The sequence below is a fragment of the Paenibacillus sp. Marseille-Q7038 genome (genome assembly GCF_965111595.1).
In genome coordinates this window covers 1036532-1058588 of record NZ_CBCOOM010000002.1, presented here as the reverse complement: position 1 = coordinate 1058588, position 22057 = coordinate 1036532, and the positions used below count along the sequence as shown (strand labels likewise).

Here is a 22057-nt window from a genome sequence, read left to right as displayed (position 1 = left end):
ATTATTTTAACAATCGCAAACCATTGAGAATAACTAAAATTGTACTGCCTTCATGCCCAATAACTCCAAAGGGTAAAGCGACCTCGGTCAGGAAGTTACCTGCAATAAGCAGCGTAATTACGGAAATAGCAAAAATAATATTTTGCTTCACTACTCTTGCTGCTCTTCTAGACTGTTTAATACTCCAAGCGATCTCTTCAATATTGTCGTTCATCAGAACCACATCAGCTACTTCAATGGCCGTTCCGCTTCCAGACATGCCCATTCCCATCCCTACTGTAGCTGCAGCTAGAGCTGGTGCATCATTCACTCCATCCCCCACCATAACTACATGACCGTAGGTTTCGCGGAGTTTACGTACCTGCTCCACTTTTTGCTGTGGCAAGAGTTCCGCATAGACAAAATCCACACCCGTCTCTTCTGCTATAACGTCTGCGGTGCCTCGGCGGTCCCCGGTCAGCATAGCGACTTTGACTCCCAATTGTTGCAATCGTTTCACTGCATCCGCTGCCTGTGGACGTACCGTATCACGCATCGCAATAATCCCGGCTATGTCGTCACCTCGCATAATGACGGATACTGTTTTTCCTTCTTGCTCTAGAGATGCTCTCGTATGAACCCAGAACGAATCAACCTCTTCCTGATCAAGCCGATCCGTCTTACCAATACTCCATTTCACACCGTTTACGATTCCTTCAAGCCCCCATCCTGTGATGGACTGGACTTCATCAGCCTCCAAAATTTCAGCTCCTGATAGGCGTGCTTTATTTACAACCGCTTCTGCGAGAGGATGCATAGACTGACTCTCAATTGCAGCAGAGACAGCGAGCAACTGCATTTCATCAAAACCTTCTGCTGCATACAAGTCGGTTACTTCGGGAACTCCCCGCGTAAGCGTACCTGTCTTGTCAAAAGCAACAACGGCCGTTTTAGCCATATTTTCTACATGTGCTCCGCCTTTAAAGAGGAGTCCCCGCCTAGCGCTGCTTGAGATGGAAGAGAGCATCACTGGCATGATTGAAGCTACTAGCGCACATGGGGAAGCTACAACAAGGAATACGCATGCTTTGTAGAAAGAATCCCCCCAAGTCCAACCAAATAGGAGAGGAAGTATCCCGATGATAACAAGCGTAATCGCTACAATAAGTTTGGCATATATTCCTTCAAATTTCTCAATAAATCGCTGTGATGCGGGAACTTCGCTTTGTGCTTCTTCTACTAACTTGATGATCTTCGAAAAAAGTGAATTTTCGGCCCGCTGTGTTACCTCAATGTACAACGCCCCTTCACCATTCATTGTTCCTGCAAAAACTTCATCGCCGGTTGTTTTCTCTACCGGTGTAGACTCTCCAGTAATAGAGGATTGATTTACAGCAGAATATCCTTTGTATATTCGACCATCGGAAGGCATTAGTTCTCCTGGTTTTACTAATATCAAATCTCCGGGTACAAGTTCTTCCGCAGCAACAAGCTCCATACTTCCCTTATCGATTCGTAGCGCTGTTTCCGGCTTCAGTGAAATAAGGGATGAAATATCTTTATGACTGCGTTCTGTTGTATAACTCTCAAGAGCTCCACTCAGCGCAAAAATGAAAATAAGCATCGCTCCCTCATTCCAGTAACCGATGGTTGCTGCACCAACAGCCGCTGCAATCATGAGCAGGTTTACATCTAAATCCCGCTCCTTAACCAGCGTTGCTACTCCTTCTTTTGCTTTGGACCATCCACCGATCGTGTAGGCTGCAATATACAGCAGAATAGACAAAAATTCATGACTGCCGGAAACTCCCCATGCAACGAGCATCATCACCCCGCTGCCAAGTGCTGCCTGCATCTCTTTGTTTTGAAACATCATTTTAAAATTCGGACCGCGTTTGCGCCCTGGCTGGGGAGCAGCGGAATTTCCCTTCACTTGTGTAACCGTATTTAATCTCTTATTTATTGCATCCATAATGATCACTTCCCTCTCTTTTTTATTGTCATTCAGGTCGGCTAATTGAGAATGAGATCCATTGTTAGTGCCCTTAAAATGGCACATGCTGCTTCGGGAGGCCCGAAGCAGCATGGATTTATCGACTATTTAGTTGAATTCTTCTTCTACTTTTGCTGAGAATGATAATCAATATTGCATCAGTACAATTATTTTTATCTAATGCAACTTTTTTTATTATTATATTCCAGATCTCTGCACTTGTAAACAGAGTTTTAACAAGTAAATAAGTTAAATTAGAATTCATTTACGAACACAAAAAAAGCACCCCATTAGGGTGCTCAGATTGTAGACAAAAGGCATTCGGAATGCTATACATTCGGAATGCCTTTTGTCATTTCTACTTTTCAAGAATAAATCAGACGGGTTTCTACCTGATTTACGCCGGGATTGGTCTGTTCCACGACCATCTCGCGATCTTCTTCAGATTCATGGCAAGACAAACGTAAGCATCGCCTGCATGGACAATTTTTTCAGCCCTCGTAGGGTTGTCCATCGCATGCCATGCTTTTCTTTTGCATCTGCAAATACCCGTTCCACCGTTTCTTTTCGTTTCGCATAGATTTGTTTTACATGCTGGTGCTGTCTTAGATGCTCTACTTCTTCTAAGTGGTTTTGCCATACATGTCGCGTCACTACTTTTTGGTGGTTTTTGCTCTCTGTACACATGGACAAATAACGACACGATTTACAAATTTTTTGGAGATTTGTATTCTCGGTACCCTTCTTTATTGGTAGTCGAGTAAGGTAATACCACGTTAGCAGGACATAAATAGACGTCAAAATATTCATCATACATGTAGTCTTTTTTTGAAAACCTTCTTTTTGAGAACGTGGACGCGTATAAGGCGCCGCAGGAGTAACCCCTTGCTCTAATAAATACTTGCTAATCCAAGGTGTTTTGTAGCGCATCGGTCGCCACTGCTACAGGTTTTCCAATCTTTTCTTTTACCAATTCTACGAGGGGCACAAGCAAGTGACTGTCATGTTCATTTCCGGGAGTGACGATGTTACCGAGTACAAATCCGTTTCGGTCTACTGTCTTTGCGTGAAACGAATAAGCAAATTGTTTGGTCCGTTCATCTTTGACATAGTAGCCGCTGTCAGGGTCCGTTGTGCTTTGTTTGATTTCCTTTTCTTCTTCTTTTTTGAAAGAGTCCGGCGGAAACGGCTTTTTATCGTGGTCGTCCCGGTCTTGGTTAATTTCCTCTTCCAGTTTGCGTTGGTACGCTCTTGTTTCTTTGCGTACAACCTTCTTTTCGAATTTTCGTTTGTTCGCGCTCGCTTTTACGTGTGTAGAATCGATGAAAACATGCTCCGCACTGAGTAAATGTTTCTCTCTGCCGCAGTCCGCAAAATACGGTAGAAAATCTGTTCGAATAGATCTGTATCTTTAAAACGACGTTCGTAGTTCTTTCCGAAAGTAGAGAAATGCGGAACTTTATCATAAAATCCATAGCCCAAAAACCAACGATACGCCATATTGGTCTGTACTTCTTCGATCGTTTTTCGCATGGAACGAATACCAAAGGTATATTGAATAAGAGGTAGTTTAATTAAGATGACCGGATCGATGCTAGGTCGTCCAATTTCCGAATAATGATCCTGAACCAAATCGTAGATGAAAGAAAAGTCGATCGCTGATTCGATTTTGCGAACCAAATGATCTTCTGGCACGAGTTGATCCAGGGCAACCATTTCAAGTTGGTCACGCTGAGTGGATGATTGTTTCGTTAGCATGATTGTCACCTCAAATAAAGTAGTTACTACTATTGTAAAATAAAAAAGACTGCAGGCAAACTATTTTAAGCTAGTTTGTCTACAGTCTGAGCACCCCATTAGGGTGCTCACTCCTCTATTCAATAAACATATAAATCTTGATTAAATGCGAGATACTGCTGAATGCTGACTCGCGGCAATTGCCTGTTCAAGATCTTGCAATATATCTTGGATATTTTCTGTACCAACCGATAGCCGAAGCAACTCTGGATGTACCCCGGCTGCCTTCTGCTCATCCTCACTTAACTGCTGATGTGTTGTACTTGCTGGATGAATAATAAGTGATTTTGAATCTCCTACATTCGCTAAGTGGGAGAACAATTTTACATTTTCAATTAATTTTGCCCCTGCATCTGCTCCGCCTTTGATACCAAAGGTAAGAATGGCCCCCTGCCCTCTAGGTAGATATTTCTGTGCAAGTGAATAGGAGGGATGGCTTGGTAATCCTGCATAGCTTACCCACTCTACATCTGGATGGCTTTCTAGATATTCGGCAACTTGCAGTGCATTGGAACTGTGACGTTCGAGACGAAGATGTAGGGTCTCCAGGCCCTGAAGCAATAACCATGAATTAAATGGTGCAATACTTGACCCCAAATCACGAAGCAGCTGAACTCTGGCTTTTATAATGTAGGCTAGCTCTCCTACCGCCTCTGTATATTTTAAGCCATGATAACTTGGATCCGGTTCTGTCAGACCAGGGAATTTATCGCTGGCACTCCAGTCAAACTTCCCGCTATCGACAATGACTCCACCAATGGAAGTGCCGTGCCCGCCTATAAATTTGGTTGCCGAATGAACCACGATATCAGCTCCATGCTCAATAGGTCTTAACAGGTATGGACTTGGAAACGTATTATCTACGATCAGAGGTATTCCACTGTTATGTGCAATCTCAGCGACCGCTTCAATATCAAGTACATTCCCTTGCGGGTTTCCAATGGTCTCTGCATAGATGGCTTTTGTTTTATCAGTAATCACGGCTCGGAAGTTTTCAGGATCTGTAGAATCTACAAAATGAACGGTAATCCCAAGCTTCTTTAGTGTATTAGAAAATAAGTTGTACGTTCCGCCATATAGACTGGAGGAAGATACGATCTCATCCCCACTGCCTGCAATATTCAGGATAGAAAAGGTGATTGCAGCTTGACCTGAAGCTGTGGCAAGTGCTCCTGCTCCGCCTTCAAGAGCGGCAATTCGCTTCTCGAACACATCCGTTGTAGGATTGGTGATTCTTGTATAAATATTTCCGAATTCTTGGAGGGAAAATAAATTAGCTGCATGTTCACTATCACGGAATCCATAAGAAGTCGTCTGATACAAAGGAACTGCTCTAGATAAGGTCGTAGGATCAATTTCTTGACCTGCGTGTACAGCAAGCGTTTCAAAAGCAAAGTCCTTTTTGTCATTTGACATATTACTTATTCCTCCTTAACAAGATGGCAATCTCGCATTTTCCATATTCTCTCACAACTAGAAGCTTTTGAAAAGAACTAATTCCGAGTTTTCCTATAAATTTTATTGTTAGGATATGTATAAGTTATAGAAAAAACTCCTTTCATTACGTTACGAATGAAAGGAGTTTTTATATTTTTACGAAATGTTATTGCCCAGCATGCCACAACCGGCGCAGATAGGCGGCTGCATCATCCGCTTGCTCTGCCGTTACTCCCTCGAGGGAGATATCAATGTGAGGTTTATAGGTTTTGAGCAGTTCAAAAAATAAAGGATAATCAAGGATACCTTCACCAGGTAGCGGATTATATTTTTTACCGCCTACATCAAAGGCTACATCTTTGGCATGGATTGCAATCATCCGATCATAGAACTTATCGAAGACTTCCCTCAGGAAATCAGCTTGATTCACCACATGCTCTAACTTCATTAGATTACATGGATCGAATAGCAGGCCAACGCTGGAGTTTGGAATCTCCTCAAAAAGACGCTGCATATGCTCTATTGCGTGCATCGTATGCACGGAAACAGGTTCAATGGCTATATTTACGCCCCATTTGTCTGCTTCTTCTGCCAGCTCCATCACTGAATCACGCAGTACAAGGTAACCTTGCTCTTCATAAGATTCCGGATGCGATTTCTGGTAAGTCGTGAGACTTCCTGTTTCCGTTGCTACAATGCTGCAACCGTAATCACGGGCATACCGCAAATGCTCCTTAAACCTAACGAGCTCAAGCTTTCTTGCTTCCGCATCAGGATTAACCGGATCAATATAGCACCCAAGTACGGCAATGCGAATTCCTTCTTTATCAAACTGTTCACCCACCCAATGAGCAAGCCCAGGGCTTAGCTTTCCATTCGATGAATCAATATCAGAAAGCGCTTTAGAAAGTGCGAGCTGAACAGAAGTAAATCCGCTGCCCGCAATACGGCGGGCTAGATCTGCTGTTTTCTGTTTACCGAACGTATGCGCCAGTACTCCAAGTTTCATTCTCGTAATCCTCCTTTAGGCGAGAAATGCTAGCGAGCAAGCCAGCCACCATCTACATTCAGTACATGACCATTCAAATAATCAGATGCATCCGATGCGAGAAATACAACAGGTCCTTTTAGATCATCTGGGGTTCCCCAGCGACCAGCCGGAATCCGTGCTGTGATATCTTTATACCGATTTTCATCTTCCCGGATCTGCTCCGTATTGCTTGTAACCATATAGCCCGGAGCAATCGCGTTGACTTGTATCCCTTTTCCGGCCCATTCATTTGCCAAAGCCTTTGTCAGTCCCGCTACTGCATGTTTACTCGCCGTATATCCAGGAACGTTGATTCCGCCTTGATAGGAAAGCATAGAAGCGATGCTGATAATCTTACCGCTTCCCCGCTCAATCATATGCCGGCCAGCGAGTTGACTAAGGAAAAAAACCGTGTTTAGATTCAAATCGATCACATCGTGCCAATCCGAGGCTGCGTGATTCGCAGCCGGTGTACGCCGAATTATTCCTGCGTTGTTAACAAGGATATCAATTTTCCCTTGGAACCCAAGAGCCTGTTCGAAAACACCAGCCAGCTCTTCCTCGATGCTTAAATCTGCTTGAATAGAAATTGCCTTCCGCCCAAGGGCTTCAATGGCCTGTACAGTCTCCGTAGGCAAAGTGTTCGAAACGGCAACAATATCTGCTCCTGCCTCAGCAAGCCCCAGTGCCATACCTTGTCCCAAGCCGCCGGTTGTTCCGGTAACCAATGCTACTTTTCCGCTCAAGTCAAAAATACTCATCTTTTCCGCCTCCTGCAAGTTAATAATCGATTGTTATCCCTGCATCTTTATAAGGAGCCAGTATGCTCTCATCGAGAGCACGATCACTGATTACCTTATGAACCTCCGACAACTGCGCAAATGTACGAAGGGCAAAATTCCCGAATTTATAATGATCAACAACAGCATAGACATGCTGTGCCGTTTGAATGAGTGCTCTTTTTAATGGAACAAGATCACCGGTATAGATTGAAAAACCGAAATCTGGATGAAGAGCCGTTGTAGAAATAAAGGCCTTGTGGATGTTCAGATTCCTAATAAAATGCTCTGTATCTTCACTAACCAACATATTTCTTACCCGCGATCCTCCAGGTACAACAAGGCGGATTTGGTCTTTTTTGGTGAGCTCGGCAATGATAAATAGATCGTTCGTAACTACGGTAAGGGGTTCGTTAGGCAGCAGTCTAGCAATCTCAAGCGTAGTACTCCCGCCGTCTAGAGCGATAATGTCTCCCGGTTTAATATAAGTGATTGCCCGCTCCGCAATCTCTATTTTCTCCGGGTTATGCTTCTCCAGCGCCCCTCTGCTAGTGAGAATACCGTACTGGTCATTCTGAGCCAGCATCGCACCGCCATGTACTCTCATCAAGAGTCCCATTGACTCCAGCTTATCCAGATCCTCACGAATTGTCTTCCCTGTTACATCCAGTTTCTCGCTGAGTTCACTTACCGTAACTTCTTTCTGTGCAAGCAGCGTTTCCATAATCTTTTCGTGCCGTTTCATTGAGTTCATAATTGGTTCAACTTCCTATCTGTATTTCTGTCTTACGTCTATTTTAGCTCGGTCATTGCAACGCCGTCCATATCATCGAACGTTTGGTTCTCACCGGCCATTGCCCAACAGAAAGTGTAGTTGCTTGTTCCTACACCGCTATGGATGGACCAACTAGGTGAAATGATCGCCTCACCTTGTCGAACAACGAGATGTCTTGTTTCATCTGGCTCGCCCATCATATGGAAAACGGCCCCTTGCTCTGGCAGATTAAAGTATAAGTAAACTTCAGAACGACGATTGTGAGTATGTGCAGGCATCGTGTTCCACATATTCCCTGGAGCTAGTTCAGTGATCCCAAGTACTAACTGACAGCTTTTGATACCGCCTTCATGAATGTATTTGTAAATCGTTCTTTCATTTGAGGATTCAATGCTCCCAAGATGACTTGGCGTTGCATCTTCTTGTGTGGCCTTTACCGTAGGATAAGCATGATGAGCCGGTGTAGATACAAAATAAAACTGTGGTGTTTCTTCCGCTCCTGCGTGGAAAACAACCTCTTTGACACCTAAGCCGATATATAAGCATTCTTTTGCTCCTACCTCGTATCTCACACCATCAGCTGACACAGTCCCATGTCCGCCTATGTTAATAATTCCCACTTCACGGCGAGCAAGGAAGAAGTCCGTACCGATATCCTTCAGAGGAACTTCCAGTTTAATATCCTTGGATACAGGAACAGCGGAACCTATAATATAACGATCCACATGCGAATATACCGTAACGAGTTCATCCTTAGTAAACAGTTGTTCAATCAGAAACTCCTCACGTAAACGTTTGGTATCAAATTTTTTCACTTCATTGGGATGGGACGCATAACGGTTTTGCATTTTCTCTTCAACCCTTTCCATATTGGATATTGTATTTTATTCGTTCATATAGGTTTATATTAGTTCATTTCGTTTCATTTGTGTATACCTTTTTTAAATAAAGATAAAATAAATCGCTGAATCTTGTAAATAAAGACAAAAAACGACCCCAAAAGAGGTCGTTTTCGCTGTATTTTTAAATCTAAGTTCTTAGTAGCTGCTGTTAGAACGTTCACCTTTTGCAATCGCTACGCCGCCGCTTGTCCCAATTCGGGTAGCTCCTGCTTCGATCATTACTAGTGCATCTTCGCTACTGCGGACACCGCCGGAGGCTTTCACGCCAATATCAGGACCAACTGTCTTGCGCATAAGAGCAATGTCTTCTTTCGTTGCCCCGCCAGTAGAGAAACCAGTTGATGTTTTAACAAAATCTGCTCCTGCTTGGACTGCAAGTTTGCATGCACGTACTTTCTCTTCCTCAGTCAACAGACAAGTTTCAATAATTACTTTCGTCAAAGCTTTTCCTTTGGCAGCATCAACAACAGCTTTGATATCAGCAGCAACATAGTCATCATTGCCGTCTTTCAATGCGCTAATATTAATCACCATATCTACTTCAGTAGCTCCGTTAGCAATCGCATCCTTGGTTTCAAAGGCTTTGACCTCTGACGTATTCGCTCCCAGAGGGAATCCAATTACCGTACACACTTTTACCTGTGGTGTATCTTTCAATACTTCATAAGCAGTGGATACAAATCCTGGATTCACACATACAGAAGCAAATCCATACGTTTTTGCTTCTTCTGCAAGCTTAATAATATCTTCACGGCGCGCATCAGCCTTAAGTAATGTATGGTCAATTAATGGAGCAATCGCGGTTTGTGTCATGATTGGAATCGTCCCTTCTAATATCAATCCTAGATGTGTTAGTTGAATTCTTTAAAAGTTCATCTGTAATCATAACAAGACTATCTTCGTAAAGTAAAGGTCATACACCAATTTTATAGTACAGTTTGTGTAACCTGCTTTCTTTCCATTCAGGTAGTTAGCAGATTTCATTTCGCCGAGCAAATAAAAAATACCTTGCCCGCTCAGTAATGAGCAGACAAGGTAGTAAGGTTAACTATTGGATTAGTGAGCAACCGCGTTGTTCATCATGATCCAGATGGAACCTACAACAATCGTAAGTACCAACAAAAGTCCAAGAATCAAAGCCATGACATTCCATTTTGGTTTACCCGGTTCTCCTTCACGAACATGCATAAAGAAGAAGAGCTGAACAATAAACTGCAGTATTGCCATAATCAAAATAATGATCATGTTTACTGTTTTATCGAACATATCGTTCAAAACAACCACAAGCGGGATAATCGTGAGCACGATCGAAATTAGATATCCGATGAGGTAAGATTTGAACGACCCGTGGTTCTCATGAGAATCATGTGTATGGTTATGTTGCTCTGCCATCTTACATCACCCCCATCAAGTAGACGACGGTAAGTAAGAAGATCCATACGACGTCCAAAAAGTGCCAGAACAAGCTAAGTGCCATTACTTTACCGCGAGTTACAGACGTAATGCCGCGTTTCTTGAGTTGAAGCAAAAGTCCAAACATCCATACGAGACCAAAGGTAACGTGAGCCCCGTGCGTTCCTACCAGGGTAAAGAATGCACCAGTGAAAGCACTTGTTGTAATCGTAGCACCTTCATGAACCATTTCAACAAACTCGAAAATTTCAAGACCCAAGAAAGCAAGACCGAGAACCCCAGTTACGATAAGCCAGTTGATTAGACCTTTTTTATCCCCGCGGTTCATAGCGAGTACAGCCAGACCACTGGTAAAACTACTTGTCAAAAGAATGAATGTTTCTGCGATGACACCTGGCATCTTAAACAGTTCAGCACCCGTAGGTCCGCCTGCTGTGTTGTCCCGCAGAACAATAAATGTCGCGAAGAACACAGCAAACAGAATAAGGTCAGAAATCAAGAATAGCCAGAAGCCGAGCATTTTCAGTTCTTGTGGATCGTGATGTCCATGATCGTGATCATGTTCATTTGAATGTTGGTTTGTTACTGTATTTGCCATTATACCGACCCCCTCAAGGCTGTTTCGGTACGATTTACTTCTTCAGCCGGAATGTAATAATCCGTATCGTACTGGAATGAGCGGGCAACTAAACATGCCGCTACACCGATGAGACCCGGAATGTACATCCAAGACCAGCCCCACACAAATCCGAAACCTGCAATAAAGAAGAATACTGCCATAACAATCGGAATTCCTGTGTTTTTAGGCATATGAATGGGTTCATATGCTGGCGGTGTTACAGCCTCTTGGTTAGCTCTACGCTGTTTGTCTTCCCAGAATTGGTCAACGGAGTCAACCTTAGGTACGATAGCAAAGTTATATTCAGGTACAGGAGACGGAATAGACCATTCCAGGGTACGTGCATCCCAAGGATCCGCTCCCACTTTATTTTCTTTATGCTTACGAATACCATCTGCAATTTGCAGAAGTTGGAACAAGAAACCTGCCCCCATCAAGAATGCCCCGACGGAAGAAACGAGGTTGAGCGGCATCCATCCTGTATCCCAACCATATGTGCTCAGACGACGAGTCATACCCATCAGACCCAGCGCATATTGCGGCATAAATGTAAGGTAGAAACCAATGTTCCAAGTCCAGAATGCCCAGTGTCCCCAGCGATCCGGCAATGTAAAGCCGAACAATTTAGGCCACCAGTAGTACATTCCTGCAAAGTAACCGAACACGACACCACCGATAAGTACTTGGTGGAAGTGAGCTATCAGGAAGTAACTGTTGTGGAACTGGAAGTCTGCTGGCGCTACCGACAGCATTACCCCTGTCATCCCCCCGATAATAAAACATGGGAAGAAGGCAATGGTCCACATCATCGGAAGTGTAAAGCGAATCCGTCCGCGATACATCGTAAACAGCCAGTTAAAGACTTTAACCCCCGTAGGGATAGATATGAGCATTGTCGTTATCGCAAAGAACGCGTTGACATCCGCTCCCGAGCCCATTGTAAAGAAGTGATGGACCCAAGTGAAGAAGGACAATACACTAATGATCAGCATTGCGAAAACCATCGATTTATATCCGAACAGTCTCTTTCTCGAGAACGTAGCAACGATTTCGGAGAAAATACCGAACGCCGGTAAGACTACGATATAAACTTCAGGGTGACCCCACATCCAGATCAAGTTGATATACATCATCGGGTTACCCCCGAGATCCAATGTGAAGAAGTGTGTTCCTGCAAAACGATCCATAAACAGAAGGAACAATGTTACAGTCAAAATCGGGAATGCAAACAAGATAATAATGTTTGTTGCAAAAACGGACCAAGTAAACATCGGCATTTTCATCCAAGTCATGCCTGGTGCACGCATTTTGATAATCGTTACCAAGAAGTTAATCCCGGTTGCCAGGGAACCAATACCTGATATCTGGATACCCCATATATAGAAGTTCTGTCCTACCCCCGGACTAAATTGTAGTCCTGATAGAGGCGGATAACTCAGCCAACCTGCTGCTGGTGAACCCCCGATAATAAATGAAACGTTAAAGAGCATAGCTCCTAAGAAGAATAACCAAAAACTCAGTGCATTCAAATAAGGGAATGCAACGTCACGCGCTCCAATTTGCAGCGGTGTAACGATATTGAATAATCCGAACATAAATGGCATGGCCATAAACAGGATCATGATCGTACCGTGAGTTGTAAATACGGCGTTATAGTGATCCGCATGAAGGAATTCCATATTCGGCATGGCCAATTGGAATCTCATCATCAGGGCGTCAACCCCGCCGCGGAACATCATCAGGATAGCCGCCAAAATATACATGATACCGATTTTCTTATGGTCAACCGTAGTTAACCAGTTTTTCCAGAGCCATTTCCACTTTTTAAAGTAGGTGAGCCCGACTATAATTGCAATAGATGCAAGACCAATCGAAACCTGTGCCCCTAGAATGAGGGGGTCACCCGTAACGAGGAATTCAGTAGTCAGGAACTCCCAAAACTCACTTAGCATGGATGAGGGCCTCCTTTCGAGCTATTCATTTATTCTTTTACAGCTTCTTCTGAAGCATCTTCGTTCTTATCAACTACATATTTCGTAACGATGTTCTGGAACATTTCATCTGGAATTGCAGAGAAATATTGTTCATCTTCGACACTTGGCAATGCAAGGTCTTCATAAGATTCTTCGGTAAGAGGCTCTGAATGGTCTTTAACTTCGTTCACCCAAGCTTCATACTCTTCATCCGATACAGTGTTAACATCAAATCTCATCTCTTGGAAGTACTCTCCGGAGAAGTTGGCACCTGAACCTTTATATACACCAGGCTCATCAGCTTGCAAGTGAAGTACCATAGCCATACCGGACATCGTATACATCTGTCCACCAAGTTCAGGTATCCAGAACGAGTTCATTGGTGCATCTGAGGTAAGTTCGAAGCGAATTGGTGTGTCTTCCGGAATCGTAAGTGTATTCACACTCGCTATATCTTCTTCCGGATACATAAACAGCCATTTCCAGTCTAGTGAGACAGCCTGAATCGTAATTGGCTCTTTGTCCGATGCCAGTGGTTTTGAAGGCTCTGTGGCATAGGTGTATCGCACAGTAACCGCACCAAGAATGATAATGATAAGGATTGGAATCCCCCACCAAATCACCTCGGCAGTCGTATTGTGCGACCAATTAGGTGTGTATTTTGATTTGTTGTCCGGTGTATCACGATATTTCCATACAATGACACCTACGAGTATTAAGGTTGGTACAATAATGATCGCGCACAAAATAGTCGAAATAATGATTAAGTCCCTTTGTGCATCGCCGATCGGTCCTTTCGGATCGAGAACAACGTATCTTCCTCTTTCATCCGCAAACATAGCCCATACAATGACACCAATAGTGACGAGTGATAGGACAGCAGCGATAATGATTTTGGAAAGCGACCTAGGTTTTTTGTTCATCTTGATCCCCTCTCCTTACGCGCTATTACAAAACGATACTATATTATCTTCTACCTAAAGATATCAGATATCAACAGAGATGAACGTCTTGTTAACAAATTTGTCGAAATTCATCATACCATTTGTGAATCTTTTCTCACAAATGATATTCTCCCTTGATTTTCAAACACAAAAAACCTTAGCCATTGGACACGGTGGGTGCCAAGTAACTAAGGTTTTTTACCTTTTAAATATAGGTTTGAATCAATGCTCCTCTTATTCCCCGATGAACTCATCTTCCTTAATCAGTATCCCGTTCATTTCTTCTAATATTAAGAAGACCCATCGCTTTCCCGATGAAATAAATATAGACGCTACCTACCAAGAATCCAATGCCCACCATGATTCCTGTATTGCTGTTCGTCAAAGCATGAAGGTTAAATAAACAAATGACCACCCCAGTGATCAAAGCCACCCAAGCCATAACCGTCATCATAAAAACCATCTGAGTTAAACGAGCGTCATTCTCCTTATTATCACTTACACGTACCGGTTTGTTAACAATCATTATTTTTCAACTCCTTCTAATATTTGTAAGTGCTTACTACATTTAATATATCACACTTTGACTAAATTGTTCACTGTTTGTTCAAAATTTAGTCAAAGTTTGTTCATTATTTTTACACTTTAAGGTTTTTACCCTTATTTTTACATATATAATCATGACTTTTGTAGTTGACTTTAGTTCGTTTAATGTAATTTTAAGGTTTTCATGTTATAAGACCACAGCAAAAAACCGCCTAAGAGAATGAATCCTCGGCGGTTCTATAACTTATAAGCTATGAATAATAACAGAGTGTGCTATTTGATGGAGCGCAGGTGCGATCATTCGTGTCATTTTACGATTGCAATTCAAAACGTCTTTCGTTTCAAGCCAGTTATTACGAATTACATTCTGATACCAATAGAAGCTTTCTTTTGGTGTACGAACCAAAGAACGATAATCTACATGTACTAGTCCAAATCTCATCCGGTAACCTTCTGCCCATTCGAAATTGTCCATGAGAGACCAGGCCATATACCCCTTAAGATTAATACCGTCACTAATTGCACGGTGGACTTGAGCTATATGCTGTTGCAAGTAAGAAATTCGGCGAAAATCTTTCACTTCTCCATTCTCCACACCATCATTAATGCATGCGCCATTCTCGGTAATGTAGATATCTATATTGCCGTATTTTTGCAAATAATGCAGCGCCTCATATAATCCACGTGACTCAACAGGCCAGCCTATATCGGTACGGACAAGCCCCATATCGAGCGGCTCCAACTGCAGGATTCCACTACCTGGATTAGAACGTACTACACTCATCGTGTAATAGTTGATCCCGAGATGATCAATTGGCTGACAGATCGTCTCCATATCCCCTGGCTGAATGTCAGGCTTCGCTCCAGCCGCTTCAAAACAGTCCAGCATAAACTGTGGATAGGACCCTTTAAAAACAGGATCTAGGAACCAATCAGCAAACCAAGCAATATTTCGATCCGCTGCTGCCTGATCCGCCTCATTTTTGCTATAAGGTACTGACCACTCCATATTTGGTGCGATTCCAATCTTGCCGTCTATTCCGAGCTCACGAAATTTTTGTACGGACTTACCATGAGCAACTAAAATTCCGTGTCCTACATTTAAAGAAACTTGTAAATCTCTATTTCCAGGGGCATGAGCGCCAATGAAGTTAGATAGAAATGCAATGCACCATGGTTCATTAAACGTAAGCCAATATTTGATTTTACCACCGAATTCACGGAACATGACTTCAGAGTATTTTACAAAGGCATCTACTGTCCGTCTGTTCTCCCAACCACCGATATCTTGAAGAGCTTGCGGAAGATCCCAGTGATAGAGAGTACAGAAGGGTTCAATATCATTTTCAATCAATTTATCTACAAAGCGATGATAAAAATCGAGTCCCTTTTGATTAATTTCTCCGTCCCCATCAGGGATAATACGAGGCCAAGCTATAGAGAAACGATACGTCTTAATACCGAGTTCCTTCATTAAAGCTATGTCTTCTTCATATTTGTGGTAGCTGTCACAAGCTACATCCCCATTATCGCCATTAAAAACTTTTCCAGGCGTCTTTGCAAAGGTATCCCAGATAGAAATTCCTCTTCCATCCTCTTTCGTTGCTCCTTCGATCTGATATGATGCCGTTGCTGTTCCCCACTTAAAATCACTTGGAAACTGAAAAATTGTCAATGTAATTCCCTCCATTTTTTAGTTCTTAACAACTATGTAACTAATAGAAAATATGAATTACTAAAACGTTTTCGAAGCAATGCAAAAAAATAGATAACCACATTTAATTATCCTTACTTTTTTCATATGCATTCTCGTTGCTACTCTAGTATGAAACGCTTTCATTATATTTCAATCTCACCTATCAGTCAATGAAAAAATCCGTTATTTATTATTGAAAAGGGGACCTTTTGGAATCCCCTTCTCTTTTTAAGTCTTATTGCACTTCTTTACCTGTCCACAATCTTACTCTTTCTTTAATCCACTCTGTATATTGTTCTTCCATTTCTACAGCGCCTGCTTTATCAATTTCAGCTAGCATGTTGTCATAGATTTGATCAAATTTATCTGAGGATGAAACAATAGCTTCAGGAACGCGTTTTTGAATGATATCTTGTGTTTTTTGGTAGATAACTTGATATTTACCGTCAGATGGTACCGGCATATTGTAAGCCGCTCCCCACTCTTTCACTTCGAAATCTTCTTCCGTTGGGAACAACTCTTTCCAAGTAGAAATCCCGTATCCTTTTAATGCTTCTTTTTCTGCGTCCGAGTAACTTGCTACAATTTGTTCAGGGAAATTCGTAGTATAATAGTTGCCTGTTGAGTCTTTAACACCATCTCCATAATGCGGACCAAAGACAAAGTAAAGCCCGATTCCGCTTTCTTTCGTGAAGTTCGCATTATCGTTATTTTTACGTTCCTGCACATCAGCTGGAATCACACGAACACCGTCTTCTACTTTATAATGTTCTCCTTCGACTCCCCAGTTACGAAGTACCTGTGCTTCTTCAGAAGCCATCCAGTCTAAGAATTTAATTGCTCGAACGGGATCTTCACAATTTTCCGTAATCCCGATACCATAACCATCGGAACCAACAGGTTGGAAATCTGCCCGTTTAAATTCGGAGGATAGGGTAACCGGATAATGACCATAAGTCATTTCGTCTTTACCTTGGTTTTTCAGTGCAACTTCAGCATCATTGTAAGCCCACTCTTGGTCAATCAGACCAAGAACACGACCACTTGCGATTTTTGCTTTATATTGATCTTCTTTTTGAATGAATGTGTCTTTGTCCAGCAGACCTTCGTTATACATTTTGTTCAACCAGCGGAAATATTCTTTCTCTTCTGGACGTTTGTAATGAAGCTGTGCTTCATAAGTCTCTGGATTAATATAGTACTCACCGTCATCAGGTGCTCCTGTTGCAGAAACAGCAGGGTTAGTAACCGTAATCATACTTCTCCATCCATCGGCACTCAGTGTAAGTGGAATGGTTGGTTGACCATCTTCTGTTGTTGGATGCGCTTTATAATACTCACGTAGTGCATTTTCGAAATCTTCTACCGTTTTGATCTCAGGGTAACCAAGTTCTTTTACCACACGGTGCTGCAGTTCGAATCCACCTGTATTATCAAAAGTCTGTTGGTCTACTGATCCATTCGTAGGAATCGTATAGATTGCTTGATCCTCGTTGCTATATTTCAAACGATTCATTTCTTCGCCGTACATTTTTTTAATATTAGGTGCATGCTCTTCGATAAGATCTGTCAGGTCAATCATAGCTCCTGCATCGACTAGTTTAGCCAAGTTTCCTTTAGGGAAGATAATGTCGGGATAATCGCCGCTAGCAGCCATTAAAGCAATTTTATCATCTCCGCCACCACTAGCAATATCATATTCTGCATTAATCGTTACGCCCGTTGCTTCCGTAATCTTCTTACCTACAGCATCTTGCATTTTATTCCAGTATGGACTTGTATCTGCTCCAAAGAAGCTAAATGTGATCGGCGCGTTTGAATCTGGGTCCGCCGTACTTGGTTCCTCTCCTTTGGTATTTCCACAAGCAGCAGTAAACAGCATGGTACTGGCAAGTAGCAACATTGCTATCGTTTTCGGCGCTTTATGTTTCATTTGACATAATCCCCCTTAATATAAATAGCTTATATATGCATAACAGGTCACCCTGTATATACCAAAGAAAATTCGTATAATTGTAAATTTGATTCTTATATTACAATTAAAGCGTTTTAGTAAATGTTCAAAACTCGAGTTGGGATTCTAGGTTGTCATTTATGAAGAAGGAACCAAGGAAGATGGTCGGATAGAAGATTAGGATCTAGTAAACTACTGAGGTTAAACGTTTTCGTTTCTTATGTTGTCTTAACACTGTTTGTAAGCGCTTTACATTAAAATAATATTGAATTTCTATTAGATTGTCAATATCTATTTTATATAGAAAAAAAAGACTTTAATTAAATTAATATTTTTAATTAAATAAAGTCTTTTTTTTCTAGTTGTCTACCTATCATATCGGACAAAAGGCTTTTGTTATTTAGTTGTCCTTGTCAGATCCATTCCAGAGCTCTACTCTGGCTTTTACGAGCTCCGTGTATTCTTTCTCCATATCTGTTACCCCTGCTCTATCCAGCTCATCCAGCATCTTCTGATACACATCATCAAACTTCTCTGGGGTCGTTAAAATAGCTTCGGGAACCCGTTTTCTAATGATATCTTGTGATTTTTGGAATGCTACACTATAACTTGATCCAGAGGGTACAGGCAGATTAAATGCTGCTCCCCAAGGTTTCACTGGGAACTCATCTTCTTGTGGGAATAGCTCCTTGTACGTAGAAACTCCGTATTCAGCTAGTGTCTTGCGATCCGTATCTGAATAAGATGCTACGATTTGTTCTGGGAAGTTCGTAGTATAGTAGTTTCCTGTTGAATCTTTCACTCCGTCTCCATAGTGAGGAGCCATATTACCGTATAGACCAATACCTGTTTCTTTTTGGAATGGTCCAGCATTGTTATTTTTCTCGTTTAACACATCTTTAGGAATGACACGCTGGCCATCTTCCGTGTTATAGTGTTCACCTTCAATACCCCAGTTGATCAGTACCTGACCTTCCTCAGAGGCTAGATAATCAAAGAATTTAATTGTTCTAACAGGGTCCGGGTTTGTTTCAGAGATCCCAACCCCCCATCCCGACATAAATCCAGTATCCTGAAAAGAATGTTCGAGGTATTCCTCAGAGAGAGTTACCGGGAAAGTTGCATAGGTTTGATCATTTTTCCCTGATGTTTTAAGTGCATTTTCCGCATCGGAGAATCCCCAATCCTGGTCAATTAAACCAAGAACTCGGCCGCTTGCAATCTTCGATTTATATTGATCTGATTTTTGTACAAAGCTGTCTTGATCAAGAAGACCTTCATTATAAAGTTTGTTTAACCAGCGGAAGTATTCTTTTTCTTCTGGGCGCTTTACATGAAGCATAGCTTCATACGTATCTTGATTAATATAATACTCACCGTCGTCTGAGGCACCGGTTGCCCAGAACGCAGGATTCGTTACCGTGATTTGAATTCTCCAGTCATCTGCATCGAGTGTCAGCGGGATCGTTGGTTGTCCATCTGTTGTTGGGTGTAGCTTCACATACTCTTTCAGCGCATTTTCAAAATCTTCTGTCGTACGAATTTCAGGATAACCTAACTCTTCTAAAACCCGGTGTTGCAATTTAAATCCACCTGTAGCATCAAAATAAGTCTGTCCTACTCCAGAATACGTGGGCAGAACATAGATTGATTGATCTTCGTTACTATATTTCAAACGATCCATATAGTCTCCATATAGTTTTTGCAAGTTTGGTGCATACTGTTCAATCAGTGGAGCCAGATCAATCAGTGCCCCTGCATCAACCAACTTGTTTACTTCCCCTTTTGCAGAGATGATATCTGGATATTCACCACTGGCTGCCATAAGTGCAACTCGGTCTTGTCCTCCACCTGTTACTGCGAATTCACCATTTAATGTAACACCTGTTGCTTCCGTTATTTTTTTACCAACTGCATCTTGCATCCGATTCCAGTTAGGAGACGCATCTGCACTAAAGTAAGTAAATGTAATAGGTGTTGTTTCGTTACTCGTATCCTTATACTCTCCAGAGGATGATCCTCCACCGCAACCTGCAGCAAGCAGCGACATTCCTAGCAAAGGTATCATTGCATATTTCGTTGTTTTACTAGCCATTCGTATGTCCTCCACGTCTATCTAGTTGTTATTTAAAAGTAAACTTCGATTACGCTTTTACAGCACCGAGTGTCATACCGCCAACAAAGTATTTTTGAAGGAATGGATATACAACCAGGATTGGTAAAGTTACAACAATCGTAATTGCCATCCGAATGGATTCAGGCGATACTTGCGCCATTTGTTGAGCCAAATCATTGGCATTAATATTAGATCCGCCTTGCTGTGTACTTTGCAGAACTTTCATCAACTCATACTGAAGTGTCGTAAGTTCAGGTTTTGATCCGTTGTAGAGATACGTATCAAACCAAGAGTTCCATTGACCTACTGCGAGGAACAATGCAATGGTGGCGAGTACTGGCTTACATAATGGCAGAATAACTTTGTAATAAATAGTGAGGTCATTCGCACCATCAAGTTTTGCTGATTCTTGAAGCGCATATGGTAAACCGTCGATAAAGGATCGGATGACGAACACGTTAAATGCACTGACCATCATCGGCAAGATATAAATCCAGAATGTACCGATTAGGTGCAAGTCTTTCATCAGAATGTATCCCGGAATCAAACCACCGGAGAAATACATCGTAAGTGCAAGGAATGTTGATACAAATTTCTTGATTCTGAAATCCGGACGACTCAGGGTATAAGCAAGCATAGAGGAACTGAGTAGACCCAGGATTGTACCTATAATCGTTCTAGCAAATGAAATCTTGGCTCCCTGGATCAATCCATCATATTGAAAGATCGTTTTGTAATTTTCCAGTGTGAATTCTCGAGGCCATAAGTAAATGCCCCCTCGAACTGTATCGGTTGAATCATTCAAAGAAATGGCTAGTACATTCAGAAAGGGATACAGGGTTACAGTAAGTATCGTTGCCATTAGTATATAGTTTGCAATATCAAATACCTTTTCCGATTTAGTCGCATTAAAAGCTTTAACACTCATGTTATTTCCTCCCTTCTACATGATGCTTTCCTTCGTGAATTTCTTGAAGAGACCGTTTGCAACGAACAACAAGATTACGCTGACAACCGAATTGAATATGCCGATGGCTGTACCGTAAGAGTACCTGCCCATTTGTAAACCATAATTAAGCGCATAAAGATCAAGCACTTCTGAATAATCAGTTACCAGACTATTTCCTAAGAGGAATTGTTTCTCATACCCGATACTGATCAAGTGTCCGATAGACATAATGAACAAGACTGAAATGGTTGATCGAATACCTGGCAGTGTAATGTGCCACATTTGTCTCCAGCGGCTTGCTCCATCCACCCTTGCTGCTTCGTAAAGTTCTTGAGAAATACCGGTAATGGCAGCTAAATAGATAATTGCGTTCCAGCCCATTTCTTTCCACAGATCGGAAGCGGTTACAATGTACCAAAACAAATTCCCTTGCGCCATGAACTGAATGGGTTCATTAATAATATTTAATCCGATTAGGATATCATTAATAATGCCGCCATCCGTAGAAAGCATTTTTGTCACAATCCCAGCAACAACGACCCAGGATACAAAGTGAGGCAAATATGATACCGTTTGCACAGTTCTTTTGAAGATCGTACCGCGAAGTTCATTCAACAAGATTGCAAAGAAGATCGGGAATACAAATCCTACTAAAAGTCCCATCAAACTCATTGCCAGTGTATTTCTGAGTACTAGATAAAACCGTTCATCACTAAACAATTCAATGAAGTGTTCAAATCCAACCCACTTTTGTTCTGTAAAGGTTTTAGCAGGTTTGTAATTCTGGAAGGCCATTGTCCAGCCCCAAAGTGGCAAATAGTTAAATATGAAGACCCAGATTACAAAAGGTAAGGACATAAGTAATAAAAACTTCTGATCTTTCACAGTTTTCCATAAACCGTTCGGCCACTTTCGCTTAACTTGTTTCGCGGCGGAGGCCTCGGAATCCGTGGAAGCGGGCTTTGTTAGCGTTTCCATGAAATAACCCCTCCTCTGTTTGATAAAATAATCATACTCCAAGATATTGCGGATCAATACCCAATGAATTTCAGAGAAAATCATATAAAAATTAGATATATTCCCAATTCCCATTGTGCAGAATGTCTAAAAAATAAACCTTTTCTATTAAAGATAGAGGAAATCAAGAAATTTATA

At 42.0% G+C, this 22057-nt stretch carries 17 protein-coding genes and 1 pseudogene; all 18 read right to left on the bottom strand.

The features are described 5' to 3' along the window. Position 1: 1 nt before the first annotated feature. The 18 genes and pseudogenes from ACWPWY_RS22115 to ACWPWY_RS22030 all read right to left on the bottom strand — a co-directional run bounded on the left by ACWPWY_RS22115 (position 2) and on the right by ACWPWY_RS22030 (position 21880). Positions 2-1951: a heavy metal translocating P-type ATPase gene (locus tag ACWPWY_RS22115; protein ID WP_454193675.1), complete on the bottom strand. Its 1950-nt coding sequence runs from the start codon at positions 1949-1951 to the stop codon at positions 2-4. 418 nt (positions 1952-2369) lie between these two features. Then, a pseudogene (locus ACWPWY_RS22110) lies at positions 2370-3730 on the bottom strand (IS1182 family transposase). 141 nt (positions 3731-3871) lie between these two features. After that, positions 3872-5185, bottom strand: coding sequence for a homocysteine synthase (locus ACWPWY_RS22105; RefSeq protein WP_454193674.1), 1314 nt, complete (start codon positions 5183-5185; stop codon positions 3872-3874). A gap of 187 nt (positions 5186-5372) precedes the next feature. After that, positions 5373-6215 carry a sugar phosphate isomerase/epimerase family protein gene (locus ACWPWY_RS22100; RefSeq protein WP_454193673.1) on the bottom strand — a complete coding sequence of 281 codons (843 nt, stop codon included), beginning with the start codon at positions 6213-6215 and terminating at the stop codon, positions 5373-5375. A gap of 29 nt (positions 6216-6244) precedes the next feature. Then, positions 6245-6997 (bottom strand): 2-dehydro-3-deoxy-D-gluconate 5-dehydrogenase KduD, encoded by a 753-nt coding sequence (kduD, locus tag ACWPWY_RS22095; RefSeq protein WP_454193672.1) that lies wholly within the window; start codon positions 6995-6997, stop codon positions 6245-6247. Between the two features lie 19 nt (positions 6998-7016). Further along, entirely contained in the window at positions 7017-7769 is a 753-nt protein-coding gene (locus tag ACWPWY_RS22090) for a DeoR/GlpR family DNA-binding transcription regulator (RefSeq protein ID WP_454193671.1), read from the bottom strand. A 38-nt stretch (positions 7770-7807) separates the two neighbouring features. Beyond that, positions 7808-8638, bottom strand: a complete 831-nt coding sequence (kduI, locus tag ACWPWY_RS22085; RefSeq protein ID WP_454193670.1) for a 5-dehydro-4-deoxy-D-glucuronate isomerase — start codon at positions 8636-8638, stop codon at positions 7808-7810. A gap of 189 nt (positions 8639-8827) precedes the next feature. Beyond that, positions 8828-9505: a deoxyribose-phosphate aldolase gene (deoC, locus tag ACWPWY_RS22080; protein WP_454193669.1), complete on the bottom strand. Its 678-nt coding sequence runs from the start codon at positions 9503-9505 to the stop codon at positions 8828-8830. Positions 9506-9748: 243 nt separating this feature from the next. Continuing rightward, positions 9749-10084, bottom strand: coding sequence for a cytochrome o ubiquinol oxidase subunit IV (gene cyoD / locus ACWPWY_RS22075; protein WP_191803969.1), 336 nt, complete (start codon positions 10082-10084; stop codon positions 9749-9751). A gap of 1 nt (position 10085) precedes the next feature. Further along, positions 10086-10703 (bottom strand): cytochrome o ubiquinol oxidase subunit III, encoded by a 618-nt coding sequence (cyoC, locus tag ACWPWY_RS22070; RefSeq protein WP_191803967.1) that lies wholly within the window; start codon positions 10701-10703, stop codon positions 10086-10088. After that, entirely contained in the window at positions 10703-12676 is a 1974-nt protein-coding gene (locus ACWPWY_RS22065; protein ID WP_454193668.1) for a cbb3-type cytochrome c oxidase subunit I, read from the bottom strand. The genes cyoC and ACWPWY_RS22065 overlap by 1 nt, the downstream gene beginning before the upstream one ends. A gap of 29 nt (positions 12677-12705) precedes the next feature. Beyond that, positions 12706-13620 carry a COX aromatic rich motif-containing protein gene (locus ACWPWY_RS22060; protein WP_454193667.1) on the bottom strand — a complete coding sequence of 305 codons (915 nt, stop codon included), beginning with the start codon at positions 13618-13620 and terminating at the stop codon, positions 12706-12708. Between the two features lie 280 nt (positions 13621-13900). Then, complete coding sequence (locus tag ACWPWY_RS22055; RefSeq protein ID WP_225229484.1) at positions 13901-14167, bottom strand: hypothetical protein; 267 nt, start codon at positions 14165-14167, stop codon at positions 13901-13903. Between the two features lie 264 nt (positions 14168-14431). Then, positions 14432-15862: a GH1 family beta-glucosidase gene (locus ACWPWY_RS22050; RefSeq protein ID WP_454193666.1), complete on the bottom strand. Its 1431-nt coding sequence runs from the start codon at positions 15860-15862 to the stop codon at positions 14432-14434. A gap of 256 nt (positions 15863-16118) precedes the next feature. Continuing rightward, positions 16119-17816: an ABC transporter substrate-binding protein gene (locus ACWPWY_RS22045; RefSeq protein WP_454193665.1), complete on the bottom strand. Its 1698-nt coding sequence runs from the start codon at positions 17814-17816 to the stop codon at positions 16119-16121. Between the two features lie 421 nt (positions 17817-18237). Then, a complete protein-coding gene (locus ACWPWY_RS22040) occupies positions 18238-19932 on the bottom strand; it encodes an ABC transporter substrate-binding protein (RefSeq protein ID WP_454193664.1) in 1695 nt (564 codons plus the stop codon). Between the two features lie 49 nt (positions 19933-19981). Beyond that, complete coding sequence (locus ACWPWY_RS22035) at positions 19982-20881, bottom strand: carbohydrate ABC transporter permease (protein WP_454193663.1); 900 nt, start codon at positions 20879-20881, stop codon at positions 19982-19984. 15 nt (positions 20882-20896) lie between these two features. Continuing rightward, the gene (locus ACWPWY_RS22030) at positions 20897-21880 is read right to left on the bottom strand and encodes an ABC transporter permease (RefSeq protein WP_454193662.1); all 984 of its coding nucleotides are present in this window, start codon (positions 21878-21880) and stop codon (positions 20897-20899) included. Positions 21881-22057 lie beyond the last annotated feature (177 nt).

Excerpts from the sequence above, each read along its gene's own strand:
- ACWPWY_RS22115 (WP_454193675.1), bottom strand. The coding sequence starts at position 1,951 with ATGGATGCAATAAATAAGAGATTAAATACGGTTACACAAGTGAAGGGA.
- ACWPWY_RS22105 (WP_454193674.1), bottom strand. The coding sequence starts at position 5,185 with ATGTCAAATGACAAAAAGGACTTTGCTTTTGAAACGCTTGCTGTACAC.
- ACWPWY_RS22100 (WP_454193673.1), bottom strand. The coding sequence starts at position 6,215 with ATGAAACTTGGAGTACTGGCGCATACGTTCGGTAAACAGAAAACAGCA.
- kduD (WP_454193672.1), bottom strand. The coding sequence starts at position 6,997 with ATGAGTATTTTTGACTTGAGCGGAAAAGTAGCATTGGTTACCGGAACA.
- ACWPWY_RS22090 (WP_454193671.1), bottom strand. The coding sequence starts at position 7,769 with ATGAACTCAATGAAACGGCACGAAAAGATTATGGAAACGCTGCTTGCA.
- kduI (WP_454193670.1), bottom strand. The coding sequence starts at position 8,638 with ATGCAAAACCGTTATGCGTCCCATCCCAATGAAGTGAAAAAATTTGAT.
- deoC (WP_454193669.1), bottom strand. The coding sequence starts at position 9,505 with ATGACACAAACCGCGATTGCTCCATTAATTGACCATACATTACTTAAG.
- cyoD (WP_191803969.1), bottom strand. The coding sequence starts at position 10,084 with ATGGCAGAGCAACATAACCATACACATGATTCTCATGAGAACCACGGG.
- cyoC (WP_191803967.1), bottom strand. The coding sequence starts at position 10,703 with ATGGCAAATACAGTAACAAACCAACATTCAAATGAACATGATCACGAT.
- ACWPWY_RS22065 (WP_454193668.1), bottom strand. The coding sequence starts at position 12,676 with ATGCTAAGTGAGTTTTGGGAGTTCCTGACTACTGAATTCCTCGTTACG.
- ACWPWY_RS22060 (WP_454193667.1), bottom strand. The coding sequence starts at position 13,620 with ATGAACAAAAAACCTAGGTCGCTTTCCAAAATCATTATCGCTGCTGTC.
- ACWPWY_RS22055 (WP_225229484.1), bottom strand. The coding sequence starts at position 14,167 with ATGATTGTTAACAAACCGGTACGTGTAAGTGATAATAAGGAGAATGAC.
- ACWPWY_RS22045 (WP_454193665.1), bottom strand. The coding sequence starts at position 17,816 with ATGAAACATAAAGCGCCGAAAACGATAGCAATGTTGCTACTTGCCAGT.
- ACWPWY_RS22040 (WP_454193664.1), bottom strand. The coding sequence starts at position 19,932 with ATGGCTAGTAAAACAACGAAATATGCAATGATACCTTTGCTAGGAATG.
- ACWPWY_RS22035 (WP_454193663.1), bottom strand. The coding sequence starts at position 20,881 with ATGAGTGTTAAAGCTTTTAATGCGACTAAATCGGAAAAGGTATTTGAT.
- ACWPWY_RS22030 (WP_454193662.1), bottom strand. The coding sequence starts at position 21,880 with ATGGAAACGCTAACAAAGCCCGCTTCCACGGATTCCGAGGCCTCCGCC.